This is a genomic window from Pseudomonas sp. AC172 (assembly GCF_979258595.1).
In genome coordinates this window covers 2,619,532-2,641,667 of sequence record NZ_OZ409868.1, presented here as the reverse complement: position 1 = coordinate 2,641,667, position 22,136 = coordinate 2,619,532, and the positions used below count along the sequence as shown (strand labels likewise).

23 protein-coding genes are annotated in these 22,136 nt (G+C 60.3%); 9 read left to right on the top strand and 14 right to left on the bottom strand.

Features of this window, described 5'->3' with window-relative positions:
- Positions 1-20: 20 nt before the first annotated feature.
- Positions 21-1,103, bottom strand: a complete 1,083-nt coding sequence (locus ACZ0A4_RS11710; protein WP_463574809.1) for a bifunctional transcriptional activator/DNA repair enzyme AdaA — start codon at positions 1,101-1,103, stop codon at positions 21-23.
- Between the two features lie 196 nt (positions 1,104-1,299).
- Between ACZ0A4_RS11710 and ACZ0A4_RS11705 the strand changes: the two genes are divergently transcribed.
- Positions 1,300-1,713: a VOC family protein gene (locus tag ACZ0A4_RS11705; RefSeq protein WP_463574808.1), complete on the top strand. Its 414-nt coding sequence runs from the start codon at positions 1,300-1,302 to the stop codon at positions 1,711-1,713.
- Here ACZ0A4_RS11705 and ACZ0A4_RS11700 read toward each other — a convergent pair.
- Positions 1,710-2,330 (bottom strand): LysE family translocator, encoded by a 621-nt coding sequence (locus ACZ0A4_RS11700; RefSeq protein WP_463574807.1) that lies wholly within the window; start codon positions 2,328-2,330, stop codon positions 1,710-1,712. The genes ACZ0A4_RS11705 and ACZ0A4_RS11700 overlap by 4 nt on opposite strands.
- A gap of 275 nt (positions 2,331-2,605) precedes the next feature.
- On the opposite strand from ACZ0A4_RS11700, the gene ACZ0A4_RS11695 reads away from it, so the two are divergent.
- The 3 genes from ACZ0A4_RS11695 to ACZ0A4_RS11685 all read left to right on the top strand — a co-directional run bounded on the left by ACZ0A4_RS11695 (position 2,606) and on the right by ACZ0A4_RS11685 (position 6,239).
- Positions 2,606-3,220, top strand: a complete 615-nt coding sequence (locus ACZ0A4_RS11695) for a biliverdin-producing heme oxygenase (protein ID WP_463574806.1) — start codon at positions 2,606-2,608, stop codon at positions 3,218-3,220.
- A complete protein-coding gene (locus ACZ0A4_RS11690) occupies positions 3,217-5,454 on the top strand; it encodes an ATP-binding protein (RefSeq protein ID WP_463574805.1) in 2,238 nt (745 codons plus the stop codon). The genes ACZ0A4_RS11695 and ACZ0A4_RS11690 overlap by 4 nt, the downstream gene beginning before the upstream one ends.
- 197 nt (positions 5,455-5,651) lie before the next feature.
- Positions 5,652-6,239: a LysE family translocator gene (locus ACZ0A4_RS11685; RefSeq protein ID WP_463574803.1), complete on the top strand. Its 588-nt coding sequence runs from the start codon at positions 5,652-5,654 to the stop codon at positions 6,237-6,239.
- Positions 6,240-6,294: 55 nt separating this feature from the next.
- On the opposite strand, the gene ACZ0A4_RS11680 is transcribed toward ACZ0A4_RS11685, so the two are convergent.
- The 8 genes from ACZ0A4_RS11680 to ACZ0A4_RS11645 form a co-directional block, all read right to left on the bottom strand.
- Positions 6,295-6,603, bottom strand: coding sequence for an antibiotic biosynthesis monooxygenase family protein (locus ACZ0A4_RS11680; protein WP_463574802.1), 309 nt, complete (start codon positions 6,601-6,603; stop codon positions 6,295-6,297).
- Positions 6,604-6,624: 21 nt separating this feature from the next.
- On the bottom strand, positions 6,625-7,608 hold the full coding sequence (locus ACZ0A4_RS11675; RefSeq protein ID WP_463574801.1) for a zinc-dependent alcohol dehydrogenase family protein: 984 nt from the start codon (positions 7,606-7,608) through the stop codon (positions 6,625-6,627).
- Positions 7,609-7,669: 61 nt separating this feature from the next.
- On the bottom strand, positions 7,670-7,972 hold the full coding sequence (locus ACZ0A4_RS11670; RefSeq protein ID WP_077572353.1) for an ArsR/SmtB family transcription factor: 303 nt from the start codon (positions 7,970-7,972) through the stop codon (positions 7,670-7,672).
- A gap of 191 nt (positions 7,973-8,163) precedes the next feature.
- Positions 8,164-8,997, bottom strand: a complete 834-nt coding sequence (locus ACZ0A4_RS11665; protein ID WP_463574799.1) for a helix-turn-helix transcriptional regulator — start codon at positions 8,995-8,997, stop codon at positions 8,164-8,166.
- Between the two features lie 35 nt (positions 8,998-9,032).
- A complete protein-coding gene (locus ACZ0A4_RS11660) occupies positions 9,033-9,536 on the bottom strand; it encodes a VOC family protein (RefSeq protein WP_463574798.1) in 504 nt (167 codons plus the stop codon).
- A 94-nt stretch (positions 9,537-9,630) separates the two neighbouring features.
- Entirely contained in the window at positions 9,631-12,054 is a 2,424-nt protein-coding gene (locus ACZ0A4_RS11655) for a TonB-dependent siderophore receptor (RefSeq protein WP_463574797.1), read from the bottom strand.
- Between the two features lie 87 nt (positions 12,055-12,141).
- Positions 12,142-13,119 carry a FecR domain-containing protein gene (locus tag ACZ0A4_RS11650; RefSeq protein WP_463574796.1) on the bottom strand — a complete coding sequence of 326 codons (978 nt, stop codon included), beginning with the start codon at positions 13,117-13,119 and terminating at the stop codon, positions 12,142-12,144.
- Complete coding sequence (locus ACZ0A4_RS11645) at positions 13,112-13,636, bottom strand: sigma-70 family RNA polymerase sigma factor (protein WP_463574795.1); 525 nt, start codon at positions 13,634-13,636, stop codon at positions 13,112-13,114. The genes ACZ0A4_RS11650 and ACZ0A4_RS11645 overlap by 8 nt, the downstream gene beginning before the upstream one ends.
- Before the next feature lie 289 nt (positions 13,637-13,925).
- Between ACZ0A4_RS11645 and ACZ0A4_RS11640 the strand changes: the two genes are divergently transcribed.
- On the top strand, positions 13,926-14,177 hold the full coding sequence (locus ACZ0A4_RS11640) for a transmembrane sensor/regulator PpyR (RefSeq protein ID WP_463574794.1): 252 nt from the start codon (positions 13,926-13,928) through the stop codon (positions 14,175-14,177).
- Positions 14,178-14,427: 250 nt separating this feature from the next.
- Here the strand turns inward: ACZ0A4_RS11640 and ACZ0A4_RS11635 are convergent, their stop codons facing one another.
- The 3 genes from ACZ0A4_RS11635 to ACZ0A4_RS11625 form a co-directional block, all read right to left on the bottom strand.
- Entirely contained in the window at positions 14,428-15,096 is a 669-nt protein-coding gene (locus ACZ0A4_RS11635) for a class I SAM-dependent methyltransferase (RefSeq protein ID WP_463574793.1), read from the bottom strand.
- A 103-nt stretch (positions 15,097-15,199) separates the two neighbouring features.
- Positions 15,200-16,111, bottom strand: coding sequence for a carboxymuconolactone decarboxylase family protein (locus tag ACZ0A4_RS11630; RefSeq protein ID WP_463574792.1), 912 nt, complete (start codon positions 16,109-16,111; stop codon positions 15,200-15,202).
- Positions 16,112-16,267: 156 nt separating this feature from the next.
- Positions 16,268-16,633, bottom strand: a complete 366-nt coding sequence (locus ACZ0A4_RS11625; RefSeq protein WP_463574791.1) for a DUF6124 family protein — start codon at positions 16,631-16,633, stop codon at positions 16,268-16,270.
- A gap of 628 nt (positions 16,634-17,261) precedes the next feature.
- Here ACZ0A4_RS11625 and ACZ0A4_RS11620 point away from each other — a divergent pair.
- Positions 17,262-17,654 (top strand): GFA family protein, encoded by a 393-nt coding sequence (locus ACZ0A4_RS11620; protein ID WP_463574790.1) that lies wholly within the window; start codon positions 17,262-17,264, stop codon positions 17,652-17,654.
- A 143-nt stretch (positions 17,655-17,797) separates the two neighbouring features.
- On the opposite strand, the gene ACZ0A4_RS11615 is transcribed toward ACZ0A4_RS11620, so the two are convergent.
- Entirely contained in the window at positions 17,798-18,628 is an 831-nt protein-coding gene (locus ACZ0A4_RS11615; protein ID WP_463574789.1) for an alpha/beta fold hydrolase, read from the bottom strand.
- Between the two features lie 266 nt (positions 18,629-18,894).
- Here ACZ0A4_RS11615 and ACZ0A4_RS11610 point away from each other — a divergent pair, with 266 nt between their 5' ends.
- From ACZ0A4_RS11610 to ACZ0A4_RS11600, 3 genes are read left to right on the top strand one after another with little or no spacing between them, the layout of a single operon-like run.
- Entirely contained in the window at positions 18,895-19,350 is a 456-nt protein-coding gene (locus tag ACZ0A4_RS11610; protein WP_003224136.1) for a (2Fe-2S)-binding protein, read from the top strand.
- A 22-nt stretch (positions 19,351-19,372) separates the two neighbouring features.
- A complete protein-coding gene (locus ACZ0A4_RS11605; RefSeq protein ID WP_463574787.1) occupies positions 19,373-21,535 on the top strand; it encodes a xanthine dehydrogenase family protein molybdopterin-binding subunit in 2,163 nt (720 codons plus the stop codon).
- A 1-nt stretch (position 21,536) separates the two neighbouring features.
- Positions 21,537-22,115 carry a hypothetical protein gene (locus ACZ0A4_RS11600; RefSeq protein WP_463574786.1) on the top strand — a complete coding sequence of 193 codons (579 nt, stop codon included), beginning with the start codon at positions 21,537-21,539 and terminating at the stop codon, positions 22,113-22,115.
- The last annotated feature ends 21 nt before the right edge of the window (positions 22,116-22,136 follow it).

Here is a 22,136-nt window from a genome sequence, read left to right as displayed (position 1 = left end):
TTGTCAGTTGATGGGGTTGGTCAGAATGCCAGGGGTTGGGTGAGCTGCACGGCGGCGTTTTCCAGTCTCAGCAAAAACGCCTTGCGCGGCTGCCCACCACCATAGCCGGTCAACGAGCCATCCGCGCCGATCACCCGATGGCAGGGCACCACAATCGACAGGCGATTGTGCCCGTTGGCCAGACCAACTGCGCGACTGGCGCCGGGCTTGCCCAAACCGGCGGCGATCGCGCCGTAAGTGCTGGTGTGGCCGAAAGGGATCTGCAGCAACGCCGACCAGACCTGCCGGGCGAATTCGCTGCCGGGCAAATGCAGAGGCACGGTAAAGGCATTCAGTTGGCCGGCGAAATACTGCGCCAGTTGCTGCTCGATCTGCTGCAAATGCGCGTTTTGCCCCGGCGCCACCGCGTAGCCGTAGCGGTTCTGCAGTTCCTCGACTTCGCGGGTCAGCGCCGGGCGATCAAGAAACTCCAGCAATACCAGTCCACGGCGTTCTGCCATGGCGATCATCGGCCCCAGCGGGGTGGTCAGGCGGGTGAACAGCAGCGGCTCGCTGTGTTCGGCGCGACCCGGGGTGATGTGGAAGGACTTCTGGAAAGCATCCCGAAAGCCGCTGAGCGATTCATAACCCGAATCAAACGCGGCGTGATCAATCGAGGTGCCTTGCTTGATCCCGCCCAGCGCCATTCCCAGTCGACGCGTACGCAGCCACGCATGGAAGGTCATGCCGAAATGCTGCTTGAACCAGCGCCGCAGCTTCAGTGGTTCGATGCCTTCGGCGAGCAACTGCGCATCGCTCCAGCGCATCTCTGGATCGGCTTCCACGGCTTTGAGCAGGCGTTGCACCCAGTCCGGGGCGATGGCGGCGGCGTCCAGCGGTTTGCAGCGCAGGCAGGCGCGATAGCCCGCCGACAGGCAATCGTCGGCATGGGCGAAGAACTCGACGTTCTCCGGTTTCGGCTTGCGCGCCGTGCAACTGGGGCGGCAAAAAATCCCGGTGGTTTTCACGGCCGTGAAGAACACGCCTTCATAGGCCGTGTCGCGTTCGAGCATGGCGCGAACCATCTCGGCGTGGGGCGGCAGGACAGCGGTTTGTATGTTCATGGGCTGAGAGTAAAACCAGTTTGTCGATGGCTCCACCGAAAAATCGACAGTGAATTTTTTCGATTCTGCACCACAATGATCGGGTCGCTTAATTGATCATTCCCAGGCTCTGCGTGGGAATGCAGCCCGGGACGCTCCGCGTCCCAAAAAGATTGCCGCCCACGGGTAGCTAACAAGTTTTCGAGGTGCCGGGTTTATGCATCCATTTTCCATCCAACACATTGATCACATTGTCCTGCGCGTCGCCGATCTGCAACGCAGCATCGACTTCTACAACCAGGTCTTCGGCGCCGAAGTGGTCAAACGCAACGAACCGCTGGGCCTGATCCACCTGCGCGCCGGCACTTCGATGATCGACCTCGTCGACCTGCAAGGCGAACTCGGCCGCAAGGGCGGCGGGGCGGCCGGGGCCGAGCGGCGTAACGTCGATCACTTCTGCCTGCGCATCGAACCGTTCGATGAGGCGGCGTTGATTGCACATCTGCACACCTTCGGCCTGACTGTGGCAAAAGCCGAGTCACGCTTCGGCGCCGAGGGCAAAGGGCTGTCGCTGTACTGCTTCGACCCGGACGGCAATCAGGTCGAACTCAAAGGCCCGTCCGCGGCTTAAGCGCGTTTCGCCAGCAACAGCAGCGAAGCCGCCGCCGACAGCAAGCCGGCGCAGCAACGGTTGAACATCCGTTTGCCGCGCGGCTCGGCGAACCAGCGGCGCATGTGCAGGCCCATCCACGCGTAGGCGCTGATGGCGATCCACTCCAGCAGCAGGAACAGCACGCCCAGCACCGCGAATTGCGCCGGCACCGGGCGCGCCGGGTCGACGAACTGCGGCAGAAACGCGGTGAACAGCAAGATCGCCTTCGGATTGCCCGCTGCCACCAGAAACTCCTGCCGCGCCAACGCAAAGAAGCCAACGGTCGCGCCCGTTACCTGCTGCTCGGCCTCGGGATTGGCCCGCCACAACTGCCAGGCCAGATACAACAGATACGCCGCGCCAATGATCTTGATCGCATGGAACAGCCATTCCGAGGTCTGCAACACCACCGACAGCCCGGCACCGGCCAGCGCAATCATCCCGGCGAACGCCAGAATCCGCCCGATACCCGCCGTGCAGGCGCGGCGAAAGCCATAACGCGTGGCGTTGCTGACCGACAGCAGATTGTTCGGCCCGGGGGCCATGTTCAGGGCAAAACAAGCCGGAAGAAACACGGTAAGGGTGGCGAGATCCATGACGGTACTCCGGTAACGAGAGCGATATTTTTATCACAGCCCCCACGCGCCCAGACCCATACAGTCACGCAGCGCTGTCGCGGTACAGCGCCCAGCGCTGTTGGGCAACGCGGTCGAACTTTTTGCAGATGCCTTCACTCTGAATGAATCAGAGGGTGATGGCCTCGGCAGAAAAAGCTATCCATCCGGTCAGAAACCGCGATAGCCGTGTAAGATTTCGCCGACGTTGCACTCACCCTGTTTGGCCCCAGGCGGCCCCACCAAGAGCGATCTACATGCAAGCAAAGGCCCGTGAAGTTTATGTGCCACCGGTGCTGCAAGATCTGCGAGCCGGCACTGCCGAACTGCACATCGCACTGGAAAAACGCCTTCCTTTTTTCTCCGACACCCTCGATACCCAGGCTTTTGTGCGGCTGATGCAGGCTTATTACGGCTTCTATCTGCCGCTGGAAAACGCCTTGCTCCGCAGCGATGCAATTCCTGCCGATTTTGATCTGACGCCTCGACTCAAAGCGTCAACTTTGCGCACTGATCTGCACGCGTTGGGCGTATCTGCCGCAGCGCTGCAAGGCCTGTCGCAGTGCGAGCAATTGCCGATCATCGACTCAAGCGCTGCCTGCCTTGGCGTGCTCTACGTCCTCGAGGGTGCGACGCTCGGCGGGCAGATTCTGCGCCGGGAAATCTCTACCCGGTTAGGCCTGGAAGCCAACAACGGCGCGGCTTTTCTCGATATCTACGGTGCCGCCACGGGCCGGCGCTGGCGTGACTTCATCGAATACCTCGGCAGTCGGCCAATGAGCGCCGCCGAGCGCGCCGCTGTGGTCACGGCAGCACAAACCACATTCAGCTGTTTCGAGCGCTGGCTCGAAAGCCGGGAGGTACTGGCATGAACCCGCAAGACAAAGAAGCCTTTGAAGAACTGCTGGCCAACTGTGCCGACGAGCCGATTCGTTTCCCCGGTGCGATCCAGCCTCACGGTCTGCTGCTGACCCTGAGCGAGCCTGACCTGGCGATCATTCAGGTCAGCGCCAACGTCGAAACCCTGCTGGCCCGCGCACCGCAAAGCGTGATCGGCCAGCCGCTGGAAAATCTGATCGGCAACACCGAGGCCGCACAAGTACGCGAAGCCTTGCTGCAACCGGCGTTGTCCGACGCACCGCCGCTGCACTTCAGGCTTAATGGCACCGCGTTCGAGGGCTTGCTGCATCGCCATCAGGGCGTGCTGATTCTGGAACTGGAAATCCACGTGGAAAATTTCCAGCCACGCAATGTTGCCGGCAACCCTACCCATCTGGGGCGCATGCTCCAGCGTCTGCAAGCGGCCACCACGTTGCAGGCGCTGTACGACATCAGCGTCAAGGAAATCCAGGCCATGACCGGTTACGACCGGGTGCTGATCTATCGTTTCGAGGAGGAGGGCCACGGTCAGGTCATCGCCGAAGCCTCCGACCCGTCGATGGAAGTGTTCAATGGCCTGTTTTTCCCGGCGTCGGACATTCCCGAGCAGGCGCGCGAGCTGTATCGCACCAACTGGCTGCGGATCATCCCCAATGCCGACTACCAACCGGTGCCGCTGCTGCCAAAGCTGCGCCCGGACACGAACACGCCGCTGGACCTGAGTTTTGCCACGCTGCGCAGCGTGTCGCCGATTCACTGCCAGTACATGAAGAACATGGGCGTTCTTTCGTCGATGAGCATTTCCCTGCTCAAGGGCAACAAGCTTTGGGGCCTGATCAGTTGCGGCAATCGCCAGCCACTGCACGTGCCGCACGAATTGCGCGCGGCGTGTCAGACCATCGGCCAGGTGCTGTCGCTGCAGATCAGCGCCATGGAAGCGCTGGAGATCAGCCGTCAGCGCGAAGAAAAGGTCGAGGCATTGGCGCTGCTCAATCAAGCGATGATCGACTCGCCGCAGAATGTCTTCGACGGCCTCGCCAATCAGCCACAGACCCTGATGGCGCTGACCAATGCCGGCGGTATCGCGATCATCGAAGACAAGCAACTGCACCGTTACGGCAACTGCCCGGAGCCGGAAGAAATCCGCGCCTTGCACAAGTGGTTGCAGGACAGCGGTGAGGCGGTGTTTGCCAGTCATCATCTGGCCAGCGTCTACCCGCCGGCCGCGCAGTATCAGCCGGTGGCCAGCGGCGTGCTCGCCATGAGCTTGCCGAAACCGGTGGACAACGGTGTGTTCTGGTTCCGTCCGGAGGTGAAGGAAAACATCAACTGGAGCGGCGATCCGCGCAAGCCGCTGGACCTGGAAAACTCCGATGCCGGCCTGCGCTTGCGCCCGCGCACCTCGTTTGAAATCTGGAAAGTCGAGATGGCTGGGATCTCCGCCAAGTGGAGCCCCGGTGATTTGTTTGCCGCCAACGATCTACGGCGTTCGGCACTGGAAAATGATCTGGCTCGGCAGGTGCGCCGCGAGCAGGAAGCGGTGCGCGCCCGCGATGAGCTGGTGGCCGTGGTGTCACACGATCTGCGTAATCCGATGACCGTGATTTCGATGCTCTGCGGCATGATGCAGAAGGCCTTCAGCTCGGACGGCCCGCACACTTCGCGGCGCATTTCCACGGCCATCGACACCATGCAACAGGCCGCCGGACGCATGAACACCCTGCTGGAGGATTTGCTCGACACCTCGAAAATCGACGCCGGCCGCTACTCGATCACCCCGCAGAAACTTGACGTCGGGCAGATGTTCGAGGAAGCGCAGGCGTTGCTCGCGCCGCTGGCACTGGACAAGGACATCAGCATTTCCTTCGACGCCGATCCTGATTTGCGCATTCACGCCGACCCCGAGCGGCTGTTTCAGGTGCTGTCCAATCTGGTCGGCAACGCCATCAAATTCACCCCGCGCCTCGGTACGGTCGGCGTGCAGGCCACGTCTGTCGGCGATGACATCGTCTTCACCGTGCGCGACAGTGGCGAAGGCATTCCCAAGGAACATTTGCCGCATGTGTTTGACCGTTACTGGACGGTGAAAGAGGGCAACCCGACCGGCACGGGGCTGGGTTTGTACATCACCCAAGGCATCGTCGAAGCCCACGGTGGGCGGATCTTCGCCGAGAGCGAACCGGGGCAGGGCAGCGAGTTCCGCTTCACCGTGCCGCGCCTGGACTGAGCGGCGATTTTTATGTGGGAGCGAGCTTGCTCGCGAATGGGATTGTTCTGTCAATGCAGCATTGAATGATCCACCGCTTTCGCGAGCAGGCTCGCTCCCACAGGGGATTTGTGTCGTCAGGGGCATTTTCTTCAATACCGGGGATCGGGCGCTCGATACCGTGTGCACCTTGTTCCTCGATTTGAAGCAGGTGTGCGATGAGTCTGATTGTTTCCATGGCGGCGTTTGCGCTGGCGGCGTCGATCACGCCGGGGCCGGTGAACATTGTTGCGTTAAGTTCCGGGGCGCAGTTCGGTTTTCGCGCCAGTCAGCGGCATGTCGCCGGGGCCACGTTAGGGTTTGTGTTGCTGCTGGTGCTGATGGGGCTGGGCCTGCACGAGGTGCTCAAGCTCTGGCCGTTCATGACCCGGGTGGTGCAACTGGCCGGTGTCGCGTTTCTCCTGTTCATGGCGTGGAAACTGGCCCTGGACGACGGGCAGTTGAATGCAAAGGATTCTGCCCGGGCGCCATCGATGCTCTATGGCGCGGTGATGCAATGGCTCAACCCGAAAGCCTGGCTGGCGTGTGTCGCAGGGATGGGCGCGTTTGTCGCCGATGGCGAGGCACAGCTGGTGTGGCAGTTTGCGGCGGTGTATCTGGTGATCTGTTATCTGTCGGTTGGTTGCTGGGCGTATGCCGGGACGTTTTTGCGGGGGTATTTGAGCAATGCGGCGGGGATGCGTTGGTTCAATCGGACCATGGCAGGGCTGTTGGCATTGAGCGCAATCTACCTGTTGTTCACATGACCCTGTGGGAGCGAGCCAGCTCGCTCCCACATTGATCGGGCGTCACTGCCGCAGGTTAGTTGAACGGCTGCTGAAAGGCGCCGCCCTCAATGTGATAAACCTTCGGCTCTTCGGCAAAATATTCCTCTAGACCCAGCATGAATAACCGATGATCCTCACTCGCTTCAAACCCCGGCGTGTGATCTTCGAGGGATTGCCAGCGCACGATCAGATTGAATACCTCGGGCGTTTCGATCCCTTGCGCGAGCAGGTGGCCGCCGTAACCCTTGGCGCGGCTGAGTAGGGGTTCTACCTTGGAAAATGCCTGCCGGAAGGCTTCGGTTTTCCCTGTGTGAACGGGCAGTAAAGCGATTTCATAAATCATGGTGTTCTCCTGGCATTGAGTTCAGCGATTGGCGAGTTCGGGCGACGGCGCAACAGCAATCGCGATTTTCCCTTGAACCCCATTGTTGGGCGTTTCGAGCAGGGCATGGGCGAGGCCGATGTCGGCCAGCGAATAGACCGCGCCAACGTGTGGCCGTAACTGACCGTTGGCGATCAATGCGCTCAGCTCGTCGAGCTTGCCGCGGTTCTGCCGGGTGAAAACGAAGTGATAACTGGCGTTCTTGCCCCAGGCCTGAATCAGGTTTTGTGGTTGGGCAAGGTCGACAATCGACACCACGCGGCCAAGCTGTGCGAGGGCGTCGGGGCTGCGCGCCAAGGTGCCGCCGCCGATGGTGTCGAACACCACATCGACGCCGTGGCCATCGGTTTCCCGCAGGATCGCTTCGACGTAATCCTCGTTCTCGTAGTTGATCAGCACATCGGCGCCCATCTGCCTGGCGAACTCGAAATTGCCTTCACGCACGGTGGTGAACACCTTCGCGCCAATGGCTTTGGCCAGTTGAATCGCGACATGACCGACGCCGCCCGCGCCACCGTGGACCAGAATGGTTTCGCCGACTCTGAGCGCCGCCCGCACGACCAGCGCTTCCCACGCCGTTCCGCCAACCAGGCTCAGGCTGGCCGCTTCAAGGTGACTCAGCGCGGGCGGCTTCTTGCCGACAATGCTTTCGGCCGCGACGTGGTACTCGGCATAACTGCCCGGGCCGTCGAATATTTGCGGGGTGTACCAGACTTCGTCACCTGGTGCGAACGCCTTCACCCCGGGCCCGACGGCTTCGACAACGCCAGAGACGTCGTGACCGGTGATGGCTGGCAGGGGCACCAGATCGGCATAGTCGCCACGGCGCACCTGATAATCCAGCGGATTGATGGAGGTGGCGTGCACCCGCACCAGGACTTCGCCCGCCTGCGGCACTGGCTTGGGCACTTCACACAGTTCGAACGATTGCGCGCCGCCAAATGATGTAAGGATCATCGCTTTCATTGCATTGCCTCGTTTCGGTAAAAAGGGATATCGGGAAATCTCGATATCATGGGCTAAAAAATCACAGCTCGCTGCCGATGATCTCGGCCAGTGCGCTGATCGCAGCTTCGTTTCGTTTGTAATAGGTCCATTGGCCGATACGCCTGACTTCCACCAGGCCGGCGCGTTGCAGCGTCGCCAGATAATCAGACACCGTCGACTGCGACAGCCCGACGCCTTCCTGAATACTGCTGACGCAAACGCCCACCGTGTGCACGTCACCTTCATCCTGGGGAGGAAAGTGTTTCTCGGGATCCTTCAGTCCTTTGAGGATTTCCAGGCGTGTCCGGTTCGAGAGGGCTTTGAAGATTTCGAGTAGTTCCATGCCGCGAAGATATCGGAATTTACCGATATGTCAATATCTGAAAGTCATGGCCAGAGTTGTGTCATCTGACCCAGTGGGAGCGAGCTTGCTCGCGAAAGCGGTGTATCAGTCGATGAATGAACTGACTGAACCAACGCTTTCGCGAGCAAGCACGCTCCCACAGGGGGAAGTGTTGGGTTTCAGATGACGTGTCAGCCGCGGTACTGGCCGGGCGTTGCCGCCAGATGCTGCTTGAACGCCCGCTGAAAATGCGCCTGATCGGCAAACCCGGCCTCAAGCGCTACATCGGCAATCAACTGCCCGCTGCGCAAACGCTCGCGGGCGAACTGGATGCGCTGGTTGACCAGAAACGCGTGGGGCGTCATGCCGTAATGCTGTCTGAAGGCGCGGATCAGGTATGAGGGTGACAGCTGTGCCGCCGCGCAGATGTCATCGAGGTTCAGCAAGTCGGTGCAGTGCTCGCGGATGAAGTCTGCAGCGCGTTCCAGTTTGAAATTTGGCTCGCGCAGAGAGGGGCCGGCGGGGTTCAAACGCAGTTGCAGATCGCTGAAAAATTCCACTGCAGCGCTTTGCTTGCGCAGCACATCCTGTTGCGGGTCGATTAACGTTTGATACAGCCCGTTCAGTTCGTTGAACAGCGCAGCGTCATCAAGGTGTGTGGTGGAAAAGCGCCGAAACTCAAGATCACTGGCAAAGCCCAACTGATGCTGCAAATCCGTCAGCCAAGGCGTCTCGACGTAGAGCATCACGTACGACCACGGCTGATCATCGATCGGATTGCACGCATGCACATCGCCGGGATTCATCAGCACCACGGTGCCCGCCGCGACTTCGAACTGTGCCTGTTCATGCACATAGCTGCTGCGCCCGGCGGTGATCGCACCGATGGAGAAATGCGCGTGGGAATGCCGCGCATAGCAGACCTCGCGGCCATCGGCGATGGCTCGCGCTTCAATGAACGGCAGTGCCGCGTCGCGCCAGAAACGCGGGGCTTTTTCAGGGTTTTTGGCGGCAGCGTGTTTCATCGTTGTTATTCCCGGCAGGCCAGTGCGCCAGTGTATTAGCTCTGGCCGGCAAAGGCCCGTTCGAGTTCGGCAATGTCGAGTTTTTTCATCGTGAACATGGCCTGCATCGCTCGCTGTGATTTGCTGGTGTCGGCATCGAGCATCATGTGCATGAACGCCACGGGGACGATCTGCCACGACACGCCGAACTTGTCTTTGAGCCAACCACATTGTTGGGCTTCGACCGGGCCACCCTCGGACAGGTTGCCCCAGAAATGGTCGACTTCTTCCTGGTTCTGGCAATTGACCTGAAACGAGATCGCCTCGCTGAATTTGAACATCGGTCCACCGTTGAGCCCGGTGAAGGCCTGGCCATCGAGTTCGAAGCTGACGGTCATCACCGCACCTTCCGGCTTGCCGTGAAATTCCTGGCCGACCTTGCTGTAGTGGGTCAGGCCGGTGATTTTCGAGTGATCGAAGATCGAGCAGTAAAACTTCGCGGCCGCTTCGGCCTGATCGTCGAACCACAGGCAGGGCGTGAGTTTCTGAAAGCGTTGCATGGCAGTCATCCTCGGCAGGTTAGACACGCTGGAATAACAGCGTAGTCAGTCCTAGGTCGATTGCCGGTGCCGTAGATCGACAAGTTGCCGTGCGTCAGAAATCCCAGCGCGCAGCCAGTTGCAGGCTGCGCGGTTCGCCGTAGAAACCGGTGCCGAAGTTGCCAAGGCCGGTGTAGTAGCTCTTGTCGAACAGGTTCTTGATGTTGAGCGAAGTGCTCAGGTGCTCGTTGAAGCGATAGCGCGCCATCGCATCGACCAGGTAATAGCTGTCCTGAGTGATGCGTACGTTCTGGCCCACTGCTGGCTGAAAGACGTTGCCGAAGAATTCGCTCTGCCAACTGACGCCGCCGCCCAGGGTCAGGTTTTGCCAGACACCCGACGGGCGATAGCTGCTAAACACTCGGACCAATTGCTCGGGCGCGGTAGTTTGCAGAATCGAGGCGTAAACGGGATTCCCTTTGGCGTCGCGGGTGTGGTTGTAGGCGTAGCCGGCGGAGAGGTTCCAGCCGTCGGCGATTTCACCGGCCAGTTCGAACTCGAAGCCTTTGGTGGTCGCGCCTTGCACGGCGCGGTACACCGCCTGATTGTCGAAGCCGCTGACCTGTTCGGCGACGTTGTCCTGCTCGATGCGGAACACGGCAAAACTGGCGTTTAGCCGGCCGTCGAAGTATTCGGCTTTTATCCCCGCTTCGTAGCTATCGCCTTGCACCGGATCGAGCACCTGGCGCGCGGCGTTCTTGCTCAGTTGCGGTTGATAGATGCGCGTGTAACTGGTGTAGATCGAGTAGGTGTCATCGAGGTCGTAGACCGCACCCGCATAAGGTGTGACCACCCCGGTCTGGCGGTAGCCATCGCGGACATTGGCGGTGTTCGGGTCGTTGTAATCGAGGTGGTCGCTGGCGCTGAAGTCGCTGACCCGTCCACCGACGATCAGCGCCAGATTATCGCTGGCCTTGAAGCGGGTAGAAACGTACGCGCCGGTCTGGCGCTGGCGGATGGCGTCCGTGCCGATTTGCGGGATATCCGGTTTGGCGAATTCGCCGTGCCAATCGAAAATGCTGGCGTCCAGCGGCGGGTACACCGAGCCGTAGACCGGGTTGTCCTGGCGCGTGTTCATCGCCATGAAACCTACGAGCAATTGATGCTCGCGACCGAGCAGGCTGAACGGCCCGCCAAGGTTGATATCGACGTTGTCCTGCACCTCGTCGCCCTTGAATTTGCCCATGTAGAGGAACATGCCATCTCCGGTCGCCGGGTCCGGATTACCGCCGCTGGCGGAGCCGAGCAGGGTGTCGTGCTCGCGGTGTCTGCGGTCGTAGCTGAGCTTCATGATCCAGTCGTTTGGCAGTTGCCGGGTGACGGAGGCGAACAGGGTCTGGTTGATGAAATCGCGGCGGCTCCAGTCGGTTGCCGGGTTGAACGAGCGCGAGAAATTCGTTCGCGAGCCATCGCTGTAGAACATCGGAAAACCGGTCCAGGTGGCGCCGCGTGAGCGGGTGTTTTGTTGGTCGAAACCCAGCGTCAGCAGAGTGTCCGGGTTCAGATCGGCTTCGACGACGGCGTAGGCGATGTCCTTGCTGTTCTGGTAGTGATCGGCGTAAGCGCTGCGCTGCTGATGAACGCTGACGAAGCGTGCGCGCAGGTTTTCGCTTAGCGGCCCGGAGACATCGAACTCGCTGCGGTAGTTGTCCCACGAACCAACGCCGCCGCTGAGTGCGGCTTTGAACGCGGGCGTCGGACGTTTACGGATCAGATTGACCGTGGCCGACGGGTCGCCTGAACCGGTCATCAATCCCGTGGCACCCTTGATGATTTCGACGCGATCAAAGGTCGCCATGTCGGTGCTGGTGGTGCCGTAATCGTAGACCCCGTCGTAATCGGTGTTGACCCCGTCGTACTGGAAATTGGTGATCGGCGCGCCACGGCTGGAAAATTCCCAGCGCTCGCTGTCGTAGTTTTGCACGCTGATCCCCGGCGCGCGGCGCAACACCTCGGCAATGCCGTTGGCGCCCTGATCGTCGAGTTGCTGGCGGGTGATCACCGTGACCGATTGCGGGGTGTCGCGCAGGGACAGCGGCAGGCCAGTGGCGGATGCGCTGAGGCCGGTAGTGTAGGCGTGAGTGCCTTCGGTGATAGCGCCGAGGGTTTTGCCGCTGATGGTGGTGGCGTCAAGTTGCAGTGGGTCTGCGGAAGGGCTGCTACGCAGGACATAACCGCCGCCGCTCTGTTGCTGAGCGTGCAGTCCGCTGCCCTCAAGAAGGATTTGCAGGGCCTGTTGCGGGGTGTAATCACCGCTGATGCCGGGGCTGCGTTTGTCCGCCGCCAGATCGTTGTGACCGGCGATAAACACACCGCTCTGTTCGGCGAAGCGGTTGAGTACCGCGACCAAGGAACCAGGCGCGACTGAGTAATGCTGCTTCTGCGCCTGATCCGCTGTCGCCATTGACGCGCACAATCCTGGCACGGCAAACGCCATGGCCAAGGCAAAACGGGTGCGGGCGAGGGGGGAGCGCAACATGGAGATTCCGGGGTTTATCAACGAAATGAGGGCTGCTGTGGGTTAACCGAATGAACCCGAGAAAAGGGAACCGTGATGTGAAAAAAATCAGCCTTTCGGCCCGACACTGACCCACCAGTTGAAGGTTTTATCGACGCGGATCGGCAGCGCCGCTTCCAGCAGACGCAAGGCCTGATCAGTGTCCTTGAGCGGGAACGAACCCATCACCGGCAGCGCGGCCACGGCCGGATCGCAATGCAGATGCCCCGGCCGATATTGGCTGAGTTCTTCGATCAGCTCGCCCAGCGGCAGGTTATCGGCCAGCAACAGGCCCCGGCGCCACGATTCGCGGGATGGATCCGCTGCGGATGCGGTGGATAGCTGCCCGGCGCTGAACAGTAGTTGCTGGCCAGCCTGAACCACTTGGCTTTCGCCCTGACGATTGCTGGCCTCAACGGCTCCTTCGTAGACATTGAGCACGGTGTTGCGATCCGTCTGGCGCACGCTGAAACGCGTTCCCAGCGCACGCATCCGGCCCTGTTCGGTCTCGACCAAAAAGGTTCGGCCGAGGTCTTTCGCGGTATCGATCAGCACTTCACCGGCACGTAATTGCAGCAAGCGCTGATGCGCATCGAAACGCACGTTCAACGCGCTCAAGGCGTTGAGCCAGATGCGACTGCCGTCGCTTAGCGTGGCTTCGCGGGTTTCCCCGGTGCCAGTGGAGAGGTCAGCGCTTAAGCGTTCGACCGGGTCCAGCAGCGGCGTGTTGCGCCCGACCGTCCAGCCCGCCAGCCCGGTGGCCGCGAGAATCAGCAAGCCCTTGAGCGACTGACGGCGGCTGATCGAACTGCGCGCGCTGGTGCGCAGGGTATGGCTGACGGCTTCGCTTTCGTTCTGCAATGGCGCGAAACGTTGCCCAACTCGTTCTACGTAACGCCACGCCGCCTGATGCTCGGGACTTTGCGCCAGCCACGCCTGCCAGCGCAGACGCTCAGGCTCGGCGACCTGCTCGTCATGCAATTGCACGTACCAGTTGGCGGCCTGTTCAAGGCTGGCATGGCTGAGCTTGTTCTCGGGGCTATTCAATCAGCAAGCCGTCGAGTTCAGCTTCGAGGATCGCGCAATGCATCATCGCCTGTGCCAGATATTTCTTGATCATCCGCTCGCTGACGCCAATCTGTTCGGCAATCAGTTTGTAAGGCATGCCGTGCAGTTGCGCGAGGATGAATGCCGCGCTGACCCGTTGCGGCAGGCGCTGCAGCATGGCGTCCACTTCGTGCAGGGTTTCGACGATGATCGCCTGCTGTTCGGGTGACGGCTGCAAGGCGGGAGGGCGCCTGGCGAGGGTCTCCAGCCAGGTCTGTTCAAGTTGTCGGCGGCGCCAGTGATCGATGCACAAGCCCCGGGCGATGGTCGCCAGATAGGAGCGCTCGTGAACTTCGCCATTGAACGATTGCGGGCGCTTGAGCACACGGATGAAGGTGTCGTGGGCGAGGTCGGCAGCATCCATTGCGTTGCTCAGGCGTCGACGCAATAGCTCGTGCAGCCAGCGATGGTGGCTGAGGTAGAGATTTTGCACGTGCGAAGCATCGGCGACGGTCATCAGCGCAAACGTCCAGGGCGACCGGTGTAGGTCTAAATAGGAATGGGTCGCGATTAAAGCAAAAAGGAGAGCGGCCGCGCAAATGATATTGGTTTGCTTTTAGGTGGAGGGTTATTGGTTTCTGTCTGGGTGTAGTCGTAATGACAAGATTGTGGGTCAAATTGACATGGGTGGAGTGGTGTCAAATTGACTCGTTATGTTGCAAGTGAATGATTTTGTTGCTTTTAAAAACTGGCACAGGACTTGATTTACTTAACGTAAACAACGAACCGATCAGGAGTACGCCACCATGCTCACTTTCTTCGAAAGCCCGCTGAACGTTCTGCACCTGTCGAGCAAAGTCCTCGTCGCCGGTCTGGTCATGCTGCTGACCGGCATCTACGGCGCCTACCTCTACAATGGCCAGATGCCGATTGCACTGCTGGTGGCGATGCACGCCCTGACCATCCTCGGCCCGACCCTGATCAAGATCGGCTACGTCATGCGCCTGCTGGCGCAGTACCGCATCCATGACACGCAGATGATCCCGCAAACCGCATAGATCCCTGTGGGAGCGAGCCTGCTCGCGAAGGCGTCAGCACGGTCTGCATTTGTATTGCCTGACACACCGCTTTCGCGAGCAGGCTCGCTCCCACAATGGGCAGCAGCGTTCCCTGGATATTTGGTTAACGCAAAACCCTGTGGGAGCGAGCTTGCTCGCGAAGGCGTCGGCACAGTCGGAATCTGCGTTGCCTGACACACCGCTTTCGCGAGCAAGCTCGCTCCCACCGTGTGGTGCTGTTACTGAAATTTCAGCGGCGCTCGGCAACCATCAGCAACGACTGCGGCAGCGGACTTTGCGGGTGTTGTGGCTCTTGCAGGCCGGCCAGCTGGTACCCGGCCATATCGAGCGCATTCAGCCAACTCGACAACGTGCGGAAATACCACGGCATCGGCTGCCATTGGCCTTTGAACCCGGCGAAGGTTTCTTCGCGCCAGCCATCCTGGTAATCCCCAGCCGCCACAGCCCACGGATGCAATGTCTGAATGACCACAACACCTCCGGGAACAAGCAAGGCATTCATCGCGGCAAGCAGCGGAATGATGTCTTGATGCAGTAGCGAGAAATTGGCGCACACCAGGTCATAGTCGCGCCCGATGTCGACCGTCCCATCGACCAGCGCTTCATAGCTGGCCACATGCACCTGCGCCGCTCCTGCCAAACGCGCTGCCTCGACCAGCCGCGCATCGCCATCCACACCCACGGCTTCAATCCCCCGATCCGTCAGCGCCCGCAACAACCAGCCTTCGCCGCAACCCAGATCCAGCACACGCTGCGGCTGCCGGCTCATGATCGCGAGCAGAATTGACTGATCGGTGACCTGCTGCCGACTTTCGATGGCACCGCTGCGGATCACTTCGATCCAGGCATCAGCGTTGTCGTGCCAGCTCTGCAGAAGGCTGGATTCGGGGGAGGGCATGGCGGTGTCCCGACGATTGAAAAACCACAGTATGGACGCTGATCGCAGAAGCGCCCCATCAGGGTTTGCAGATCAGCGCATCCACGACAACCCCGAACGCCGATTATTTTTTCAACGCCGCCACAACCTCTTTCAGCGCTGCATTCGCACGTTCGGCAGTTTGCGCGTCACCGTGCTTTTTCAGCTGTGCAGTGACCTCGCCCAACTGTGCCGCGCTGAGCCCGACGCGCAAGCTTGCCGCCATATGCGCGCGCAGTTGCGGTTCCACGCCCGGCGTCGCTGCCAGCGCGCCGACGGTAGCCAGTTCGCGGCTTTGCCAGTCGAGGTTGTCGCGTTCGAAGATGTCGCCGAACAGGTGGGTTTGCAGGAACCGGTTGATGACTGGGGCGAACTCGAACACCGGGCCTTTGACCGGAGCGCCCGAGATCTTCGTTTGATTCGCGGTGCCGGCCGCCAGCAGTTCATCCCCGACTGGAATCGCCTGGCTCGGCTCACGCCCCGGCGCATCTTCGATGCCGCGTTGTTTGCGCGCCTGCACCACGGACATGAATTCATTCAAGGCATTGAGGCTGCGCGGGAAACCTACATAGGCGTAGAGCTGCACGAGAATTTCCCGGGTTTCGCTGATCGTCAGGCCAGCGTCCAGTCCTTGGTTGAGGGCCGCGTTGAGGTTGGGCATGTCGCTGGTCGCCATGAACGCAGCAATCAGTGGAATCGTCTGTTGTTTGCTCGGCAGGGCTTGTGCGGTGGTTTGCGGGGTGGTCATGGATTTCGGTGCCTCGGCTGCTTGAGTGGTAAGGCTAAACATCGACCCAACGCTCAGGCAGAGCGCCATGAGTGCGGGGAGGGTTGCGCTGCTGCGTGTGTCAGTGGCCATCGTGAAAGGCTCCGTCCACTGCGGTTCTGCGATTCTCTGAATATCCGTGGCCGGGCCGTAGCCATGGCTCAGGCCCATGCAGCCAAAGCCGAGGGCGGATACTTCGAGTGAACTGTTGCCGAGTGTGCGCTTGTGCATGTCGATCTCCCGTTGGGCGTGGGGAGAACAGTAAGGGAGGTGACTGGTGAGGACTAGACGGGTAAATCGGGATGGTTTGATGAGTTCTGTTCATTAATCGACAGAGGGAGCAAACGCGAAAGTGAGGGGTAACCCCTCACTTATTCGGTCTGATGATTATTGCGGTACGCGCAGCTTGTCCAGCAGTCGATTGACCAACAGCTCGTTCAGCATGATCACCTGTTGCAGCGCCAGCAGTGGTTTGCGCTCCGGGCCGCCTATCGAATTGGCGATGTTACCCGCCATGGAGTGGGCGTATGAAAGCGACTCACAGGCTTCGACCAACAGGGTTTCTTCATCCAGCGTGGGGTCGACCAGATAGACCGGGCGAAATGGAGGCGAGCCTGGTGGAGCACCCAGTGCATCGGGTCGAAGGTAATAGTCGAGGGCGCGGTCGGTTGCCTCTTTGACCTTTTGCGGGTTGAGCGCGGGGTCGTGAGGGATTGGGTCGGTGATCGGTGGATTTGGCGTGATCTTGAACATAGATAAAGCTCCAATTTGAAAAAATGGGAGCCATCACCCTCGCTACCAAACGGCGGGTGGCGGCCATGCGCAGGTTGGTAGACCGGTCAAATTGGGTAACCCGGCGCTCACGGATGAGCCCCACGCATGCCCACCATACAAAGCCATACCTCAAAAAAAGGAGACAGCATCGACGGTGTCGCAACAACGACAATTTAAAGCGGGCTACCAAACCCGATCACTGTTTTGCAGTGACAGGCAAACGATATAGCCCGGCCCATAGCCGTGTAAGCCGGCGGATTCTGGCGTACGCGTAGGTAACGACGCAAGGTGTTGTAGGTAGGATGGCGTAACGGTTTGTGTGTTTTAAACGCGATCACGGCGTTGTGTTTATTGATGAAAGTACGGGATGGCGGGGGCTTTGGGGTTTGCGGTGTGTCAGTGCGATTCCCCCCTCACCCCAGCCCTCTCCCCCAAAGGGGGCGAGGGGGAAAGGGAGCAGATCTCCAGGCCTTTCAAAAACTGAGTTCGACTCGGTATCTCAAGTCGGTGCAACTTGCACATTCAGCGCGGTGAGTTCCCTCTACCTCTGGGAGAGGGTTAGGGTGAGGGCTGTCGGTAATTTCAAATTCTGAAGAGGAGGTGTGACATGAATCGATTGACTGGCGGATGCCTTTGCGGCGATGTCCGTTTCGAAGTGACAGGTCAACCCTACCGCGTCGGCATCTGCCACTGCCTCGACTGTCGCAAACGCCACGGCGCGCTGTTCGGCACCTCGGCGATATTTCCCGAGGATGCGCTGAAGGTCACCGGCGAAACCCGCGACTACAACGGGCGCTTTTTCTGCCCGCGCTGCGGCTCACCGGTGTTCACGCGTTCCGAAGATGAAGTAGAGGTAAACGTCGGATCGCTCGATGAGCCTAATCAGTTCAAACCCACCTACGAACTCTGGACCCTCCGCCGCGAGTCGTGGCTACCGGCGCTGCCACTGGCTCACCACTACGAGCGTGATCGCGAGAGTACAAGTCGCACAGAAGAATAATGGACGTGAGCCCAATCACATCCCCCTGTGGGAGCGAGCCTGCTCGCGAAAGCGGTGGGTCATTCAGCTCAAGTTCAACTGACAGATTGCTTTCGCGAGCAGGCTCGCTCCCACGGGGGGGGAGTGTAAGGCTGCCAATGATTTCAGCCGCGAATAAACGCCAGCAGATCCGCGTTGATCGTTTCGGCCTCCGTCGTCGGCATTCCGTGCGGAAACCCCGGATATGACTTCAGCGTGCCATTGGGCAACAACTTCGCCGAAAGCGGCCCCGAGTTCGCATACGGCACAATCTGATCATCCTCGCCATGCATCACCAGCACCGGCACCGTGACCTTCTTCAAGTCCTCGGTGAAATCGGTCTGCGAAAACGCGACGATCCCGTCGTAATGCGCCTTCGCCCCGCCAATCATCCCTTGCCGCCACCAGTTGGCAATAATCCCCTCCGAAGGCGTGGCGCCTGGCCGGTTGTAGCCATAAAACGGCCCGGTCGGAATATCCCGATAGAACTGCGCCCGGTTCGCCGCCAACTGCGCCTGAAAATCATCGAACACCGACTTCGGCAGCCCACCCAGATTGCTCTCGGTCTGCACCATCAGCGGCGGCACCGCGCTGATCAGCACGCCTTTGGCCACATTGGCCTGGCCATGCCGGGCGATGTAATGAATCACCTCGCCGCCACCGGTCGAGTGACCGACATGCACGACATTCTTCAGGCCCAGATGATCGACCACCGCCAGCGTGTCGTCGGCGTAATGGTCCATATCGTGGCCATCCCAGACCTGGCTAGAACGCCCGTGCCCACGTCGATCATGGGCGACCACCCGGAAGCCTTTGCCCAGAAAAAACAGCATCTGCGCATCCCAATCGTCCGAGCTGAGTGGCCAGCCGTGGTGGAAGTGGATCACCGGCGCGTCTTTCGGACCCCAATCCTTGTAGAAAATCTCGACGCCGTCTTTTGTGGTGACAAATCCCATATTCGCAACTCCAGACCAATCTGATGGATAACCCGCGCGGTGATCGCGGACCGGTTTCGCTCATGACGAGTTTTCTACAGTGCAGGCTCAGTGCGAGCCGTTATCAACTGTAGGATTAAAGCCAATATCTGCATGACCGGTGGTCGCAACGTCTGGCTTCGTGCGCAAATTAGGCTTTGCTGAAAGGGATAAGCCGAGGCGCGCACAGGCATTGACGGCCACAGCGGCGCCCCTTCAGAACACCGTGAGTCTGAGGAATTTCCCCGATGCTGACCTTGAATATCAATGGCAAGGATCAGGAGCTCGATGTCCCCGCGGACATGCCGTTGCTCTGGGTCCTGCGCGATGTCGCGCACCTGACTGGTACCAAATTCGGCTGTGGCATGGCCCAGTGCGGGGCCTGCACCGTGCACGTTGACGGCGCGCCGCTCCGCGCCTGCATCACCCCCGCGACCGCCGTAGCCCACGGCCAGAAAATCCTCACCATCGAAGGCCTGTCCACCGACGGTTCGCACCCGGTGCAGCAAGCCTGGGCCGAACTCGACGTGGTGCAGTGCGGTTACTGCCAGTCAGGGCAGATCATGTCGGCTGCCGCGCTACTGGCGAAAATCCCCAAACCCACCGACAGCGATATCGATCAGGCGCTCTCCGGCAACATCTGCCGCTGCGGCACCTATCCCCGCATTCGCGCAGCAGTTAAACGCGCATCGGAAATCGGCTGATTCAATCTGTGGGAGATAGGTGATGAACAGTCCTGTATCGCGTCGGGGTTTTCTCAAGGGCAGCGCCGTGTTGGGCGGTGGGTTGGTGGTGGCGTTTGTCGTCCCCGGCGGCCATAAGTTTGCCTATGCGGCCGAGAACGAAGGCAAGGTGTTTGCGCCGAATGCGTTCCTGCGCATCGCGGCTGACAACAGCGTCACCGTTTTGCTCGGCCATTCGGAAATGGGCCAGGGCATCTGGACCGGCCTGACCATGTTGATTGCCGAAGAGCTGGACGCGGACTGGTCGAAGATCCGCGTTGAACACTCGCCGGCGTCAGCGGCGGATTACGGCATGCCGGGGTTTGGCGGCATGCAGATTACCGGCGGCTCAACGTCGACGTGGATGGAGTTTGACCGTTATCGACTAGCGGGCGCGACCGCTCGGCAGATGCTGATCGAGGCGGCGGCGAAGCGCTTTGAGGTGGCGCCGTCGACGATTCGCACCGAATCGGGCGTGGTGATTGCCGGTGATAAACGTGCGACTTATGGCGAGCTGGCAGATGCCGCTGGGCAACTGCCGGTGCCGGATCCGAAGTCGATCACCTTCAAGGAAGCCAAGGACTGGAAAATCATTGGCAAACCGACCAAACGCCTCGACACGCCGGAGAAAATCACTGGTCGCGCCAAGTTTGGCATGGACGTGCAGTTTGACGGCTTGATGACGGCGATGGTCGCCCGCGCGCCGGTGTTCGGTGCCAGCGTTAAATCGTTCGAAGGTGCCGAAGCGCTGGCGGTGCCAGGCGTGCACAAAGTGCTGCAGGTGCCGAGCGGAGTTGCGGTGATTGCCGATCATTATTGGGCTGCGAAACTCGGCCGTGACGCGCTGAAAGTCGATTGGGATCTGGGCCCGCATGCGGACCTGAGCAGCGAGAAATTGCTGGCGGGTTTCCGCAAACTGGCCGCGACGCCAGGCACGTCAGCCAGTCAGGCCGGGGATGCCAAAGGCAGTTTCGGCAAAGCGGCGAAGAAGATCGACGTCGAATACAGCGTGCCGTATCTGGCCCATGCGCCGATGGAACCGCTCAATTGCACGGTGAAAATCAGCGCCGAGAAATGCGAGATCTGGACCGGTACGCAGTTTCAGACACTCGATCAAATGGTCGCCGGCAAGATCACCGGGCTGAAGCCGGAGCAGGTCGAAATCCACACTGAGTTTCTGGGTGGTGGTTTCGGGCGCCGCGCCAACCCGACATCAGACTTTGTCGCTGAAGCGGTGCAAGTGGCGAAAGCCGCCGCGATGCCGGTGAAAACCGTGTGGTCGCGCGAAGACGATATTCGCGGCGGTTATTACCGTTCGATGTTTTTGCATAAGGCAAAGATCGGTTTGGGCGCCGATGGTTTGCCGTCAAGCTGGCAGCATGTGCTGGTCGGGCAGTCGATCATGGCCGGGACGATGCTGGAAAAAACCATGGTCAAGAACGGCGTTGACGCGACGTCGGTCGAAGGTGTCTCCGACAGCCCTTACATTGAAGGCCTGGCCAATCATCAGGTCGATCTGCATTCGCCGCAGACCGGTATCAATGTGCTGTGGTTGCGCTCAGTCGGTCACAGCCACACGGCGTTTGTCATGGAATCGCTGATCGATGAAATGGCCACGGCGGCCGGCAAGGATCCGGTCGAATACCGACGAACGTTGCTCAAGGATCATCCTCGGCATTTGGGTGTGCTCAATCTGGCGGTGGAGAAAGCCAACTGGAAAGCGCCGCTGCCGGATGGCCATGGCCTAGGCGTGGCGGTGCATGAGTCATTCGGCAGTTACGTGGCGCAGGTCGCCGAGGTGTCGCAGGACAATCTGGCGATTCGCGTGCACCGCGTGGTTTGTGCGGTGGACTGCGGGATTGCGGTGAATCCGCAAAGCATCGCCGCGCAGATGGAGTCGTGCATCACTTTCGGTCTGGGCATGGCGCTGCACAGCAAACTGACGCTTAAGGACGGCGCGGTCGTGCAGTCCAACTATCACGATTATCAGGTGTTGCGGCTCAACGAGATGCCGGTGGTCGAGGTGCACATCGTGCCCAGCAGCGACAAACCCGGCGGCATCGGCGAGGCCGGTGTGCCGCCGACCGCGCCAGCCGTGGCCAACGCGGTGTTTGCCCTGACCGGGCAGCGCCTGCGCGAGTTGCCGCTGCAACTGTCGGGGGTGTGAGATGAAACGACATCTAGTGTTGGGCACGGTGGTTTTACTGGGGCTGGGCGGTTATGCCTCGGACCTGTTCGCCGATGATCAGGAAGCGCTGAAAGCCTTCGGCACGGTGCAGAAAGTCTTCCAGAGTCCGCGCTGCCAGAACTGTCACATTCCCGGTGATTCACCATTGCAGTTTGACGCCGGCATCCCCCACGCCATGAATGTGGTACGCGGTATGGACGGCAAAGGTGCGGCCGGTTTGCCCTGTGCAACCTGTCACGCGGAAAACAATCCGCCGGCCAGTTATGGCCCGCATGCGCCACCGGGTGCACCGCATTGGAGCCTGCCGCCGGCGGCGCACAAAATGGCCTGGATCGGCCTGCCGCCGGACAAGCTCTGCGCGATGATCAAGGATCGTTCGAGCAACGGTGATCGCGACTTTGCCGCGCTGCTCAAACATGTCAGCGAAGACAAATTGGTGCTGTGGGGCTGGAATCCCGGGGCAGGGCGTGCGCCCGTGCCGGTGCCGCACGATATTTTTGTCGCGCAATTCAAGCTGTGGGCCGATGCGGGCGGGCCATGTCCGGTGGCGGGGATCTGATGAGGTGAACCCTCGGCGAAT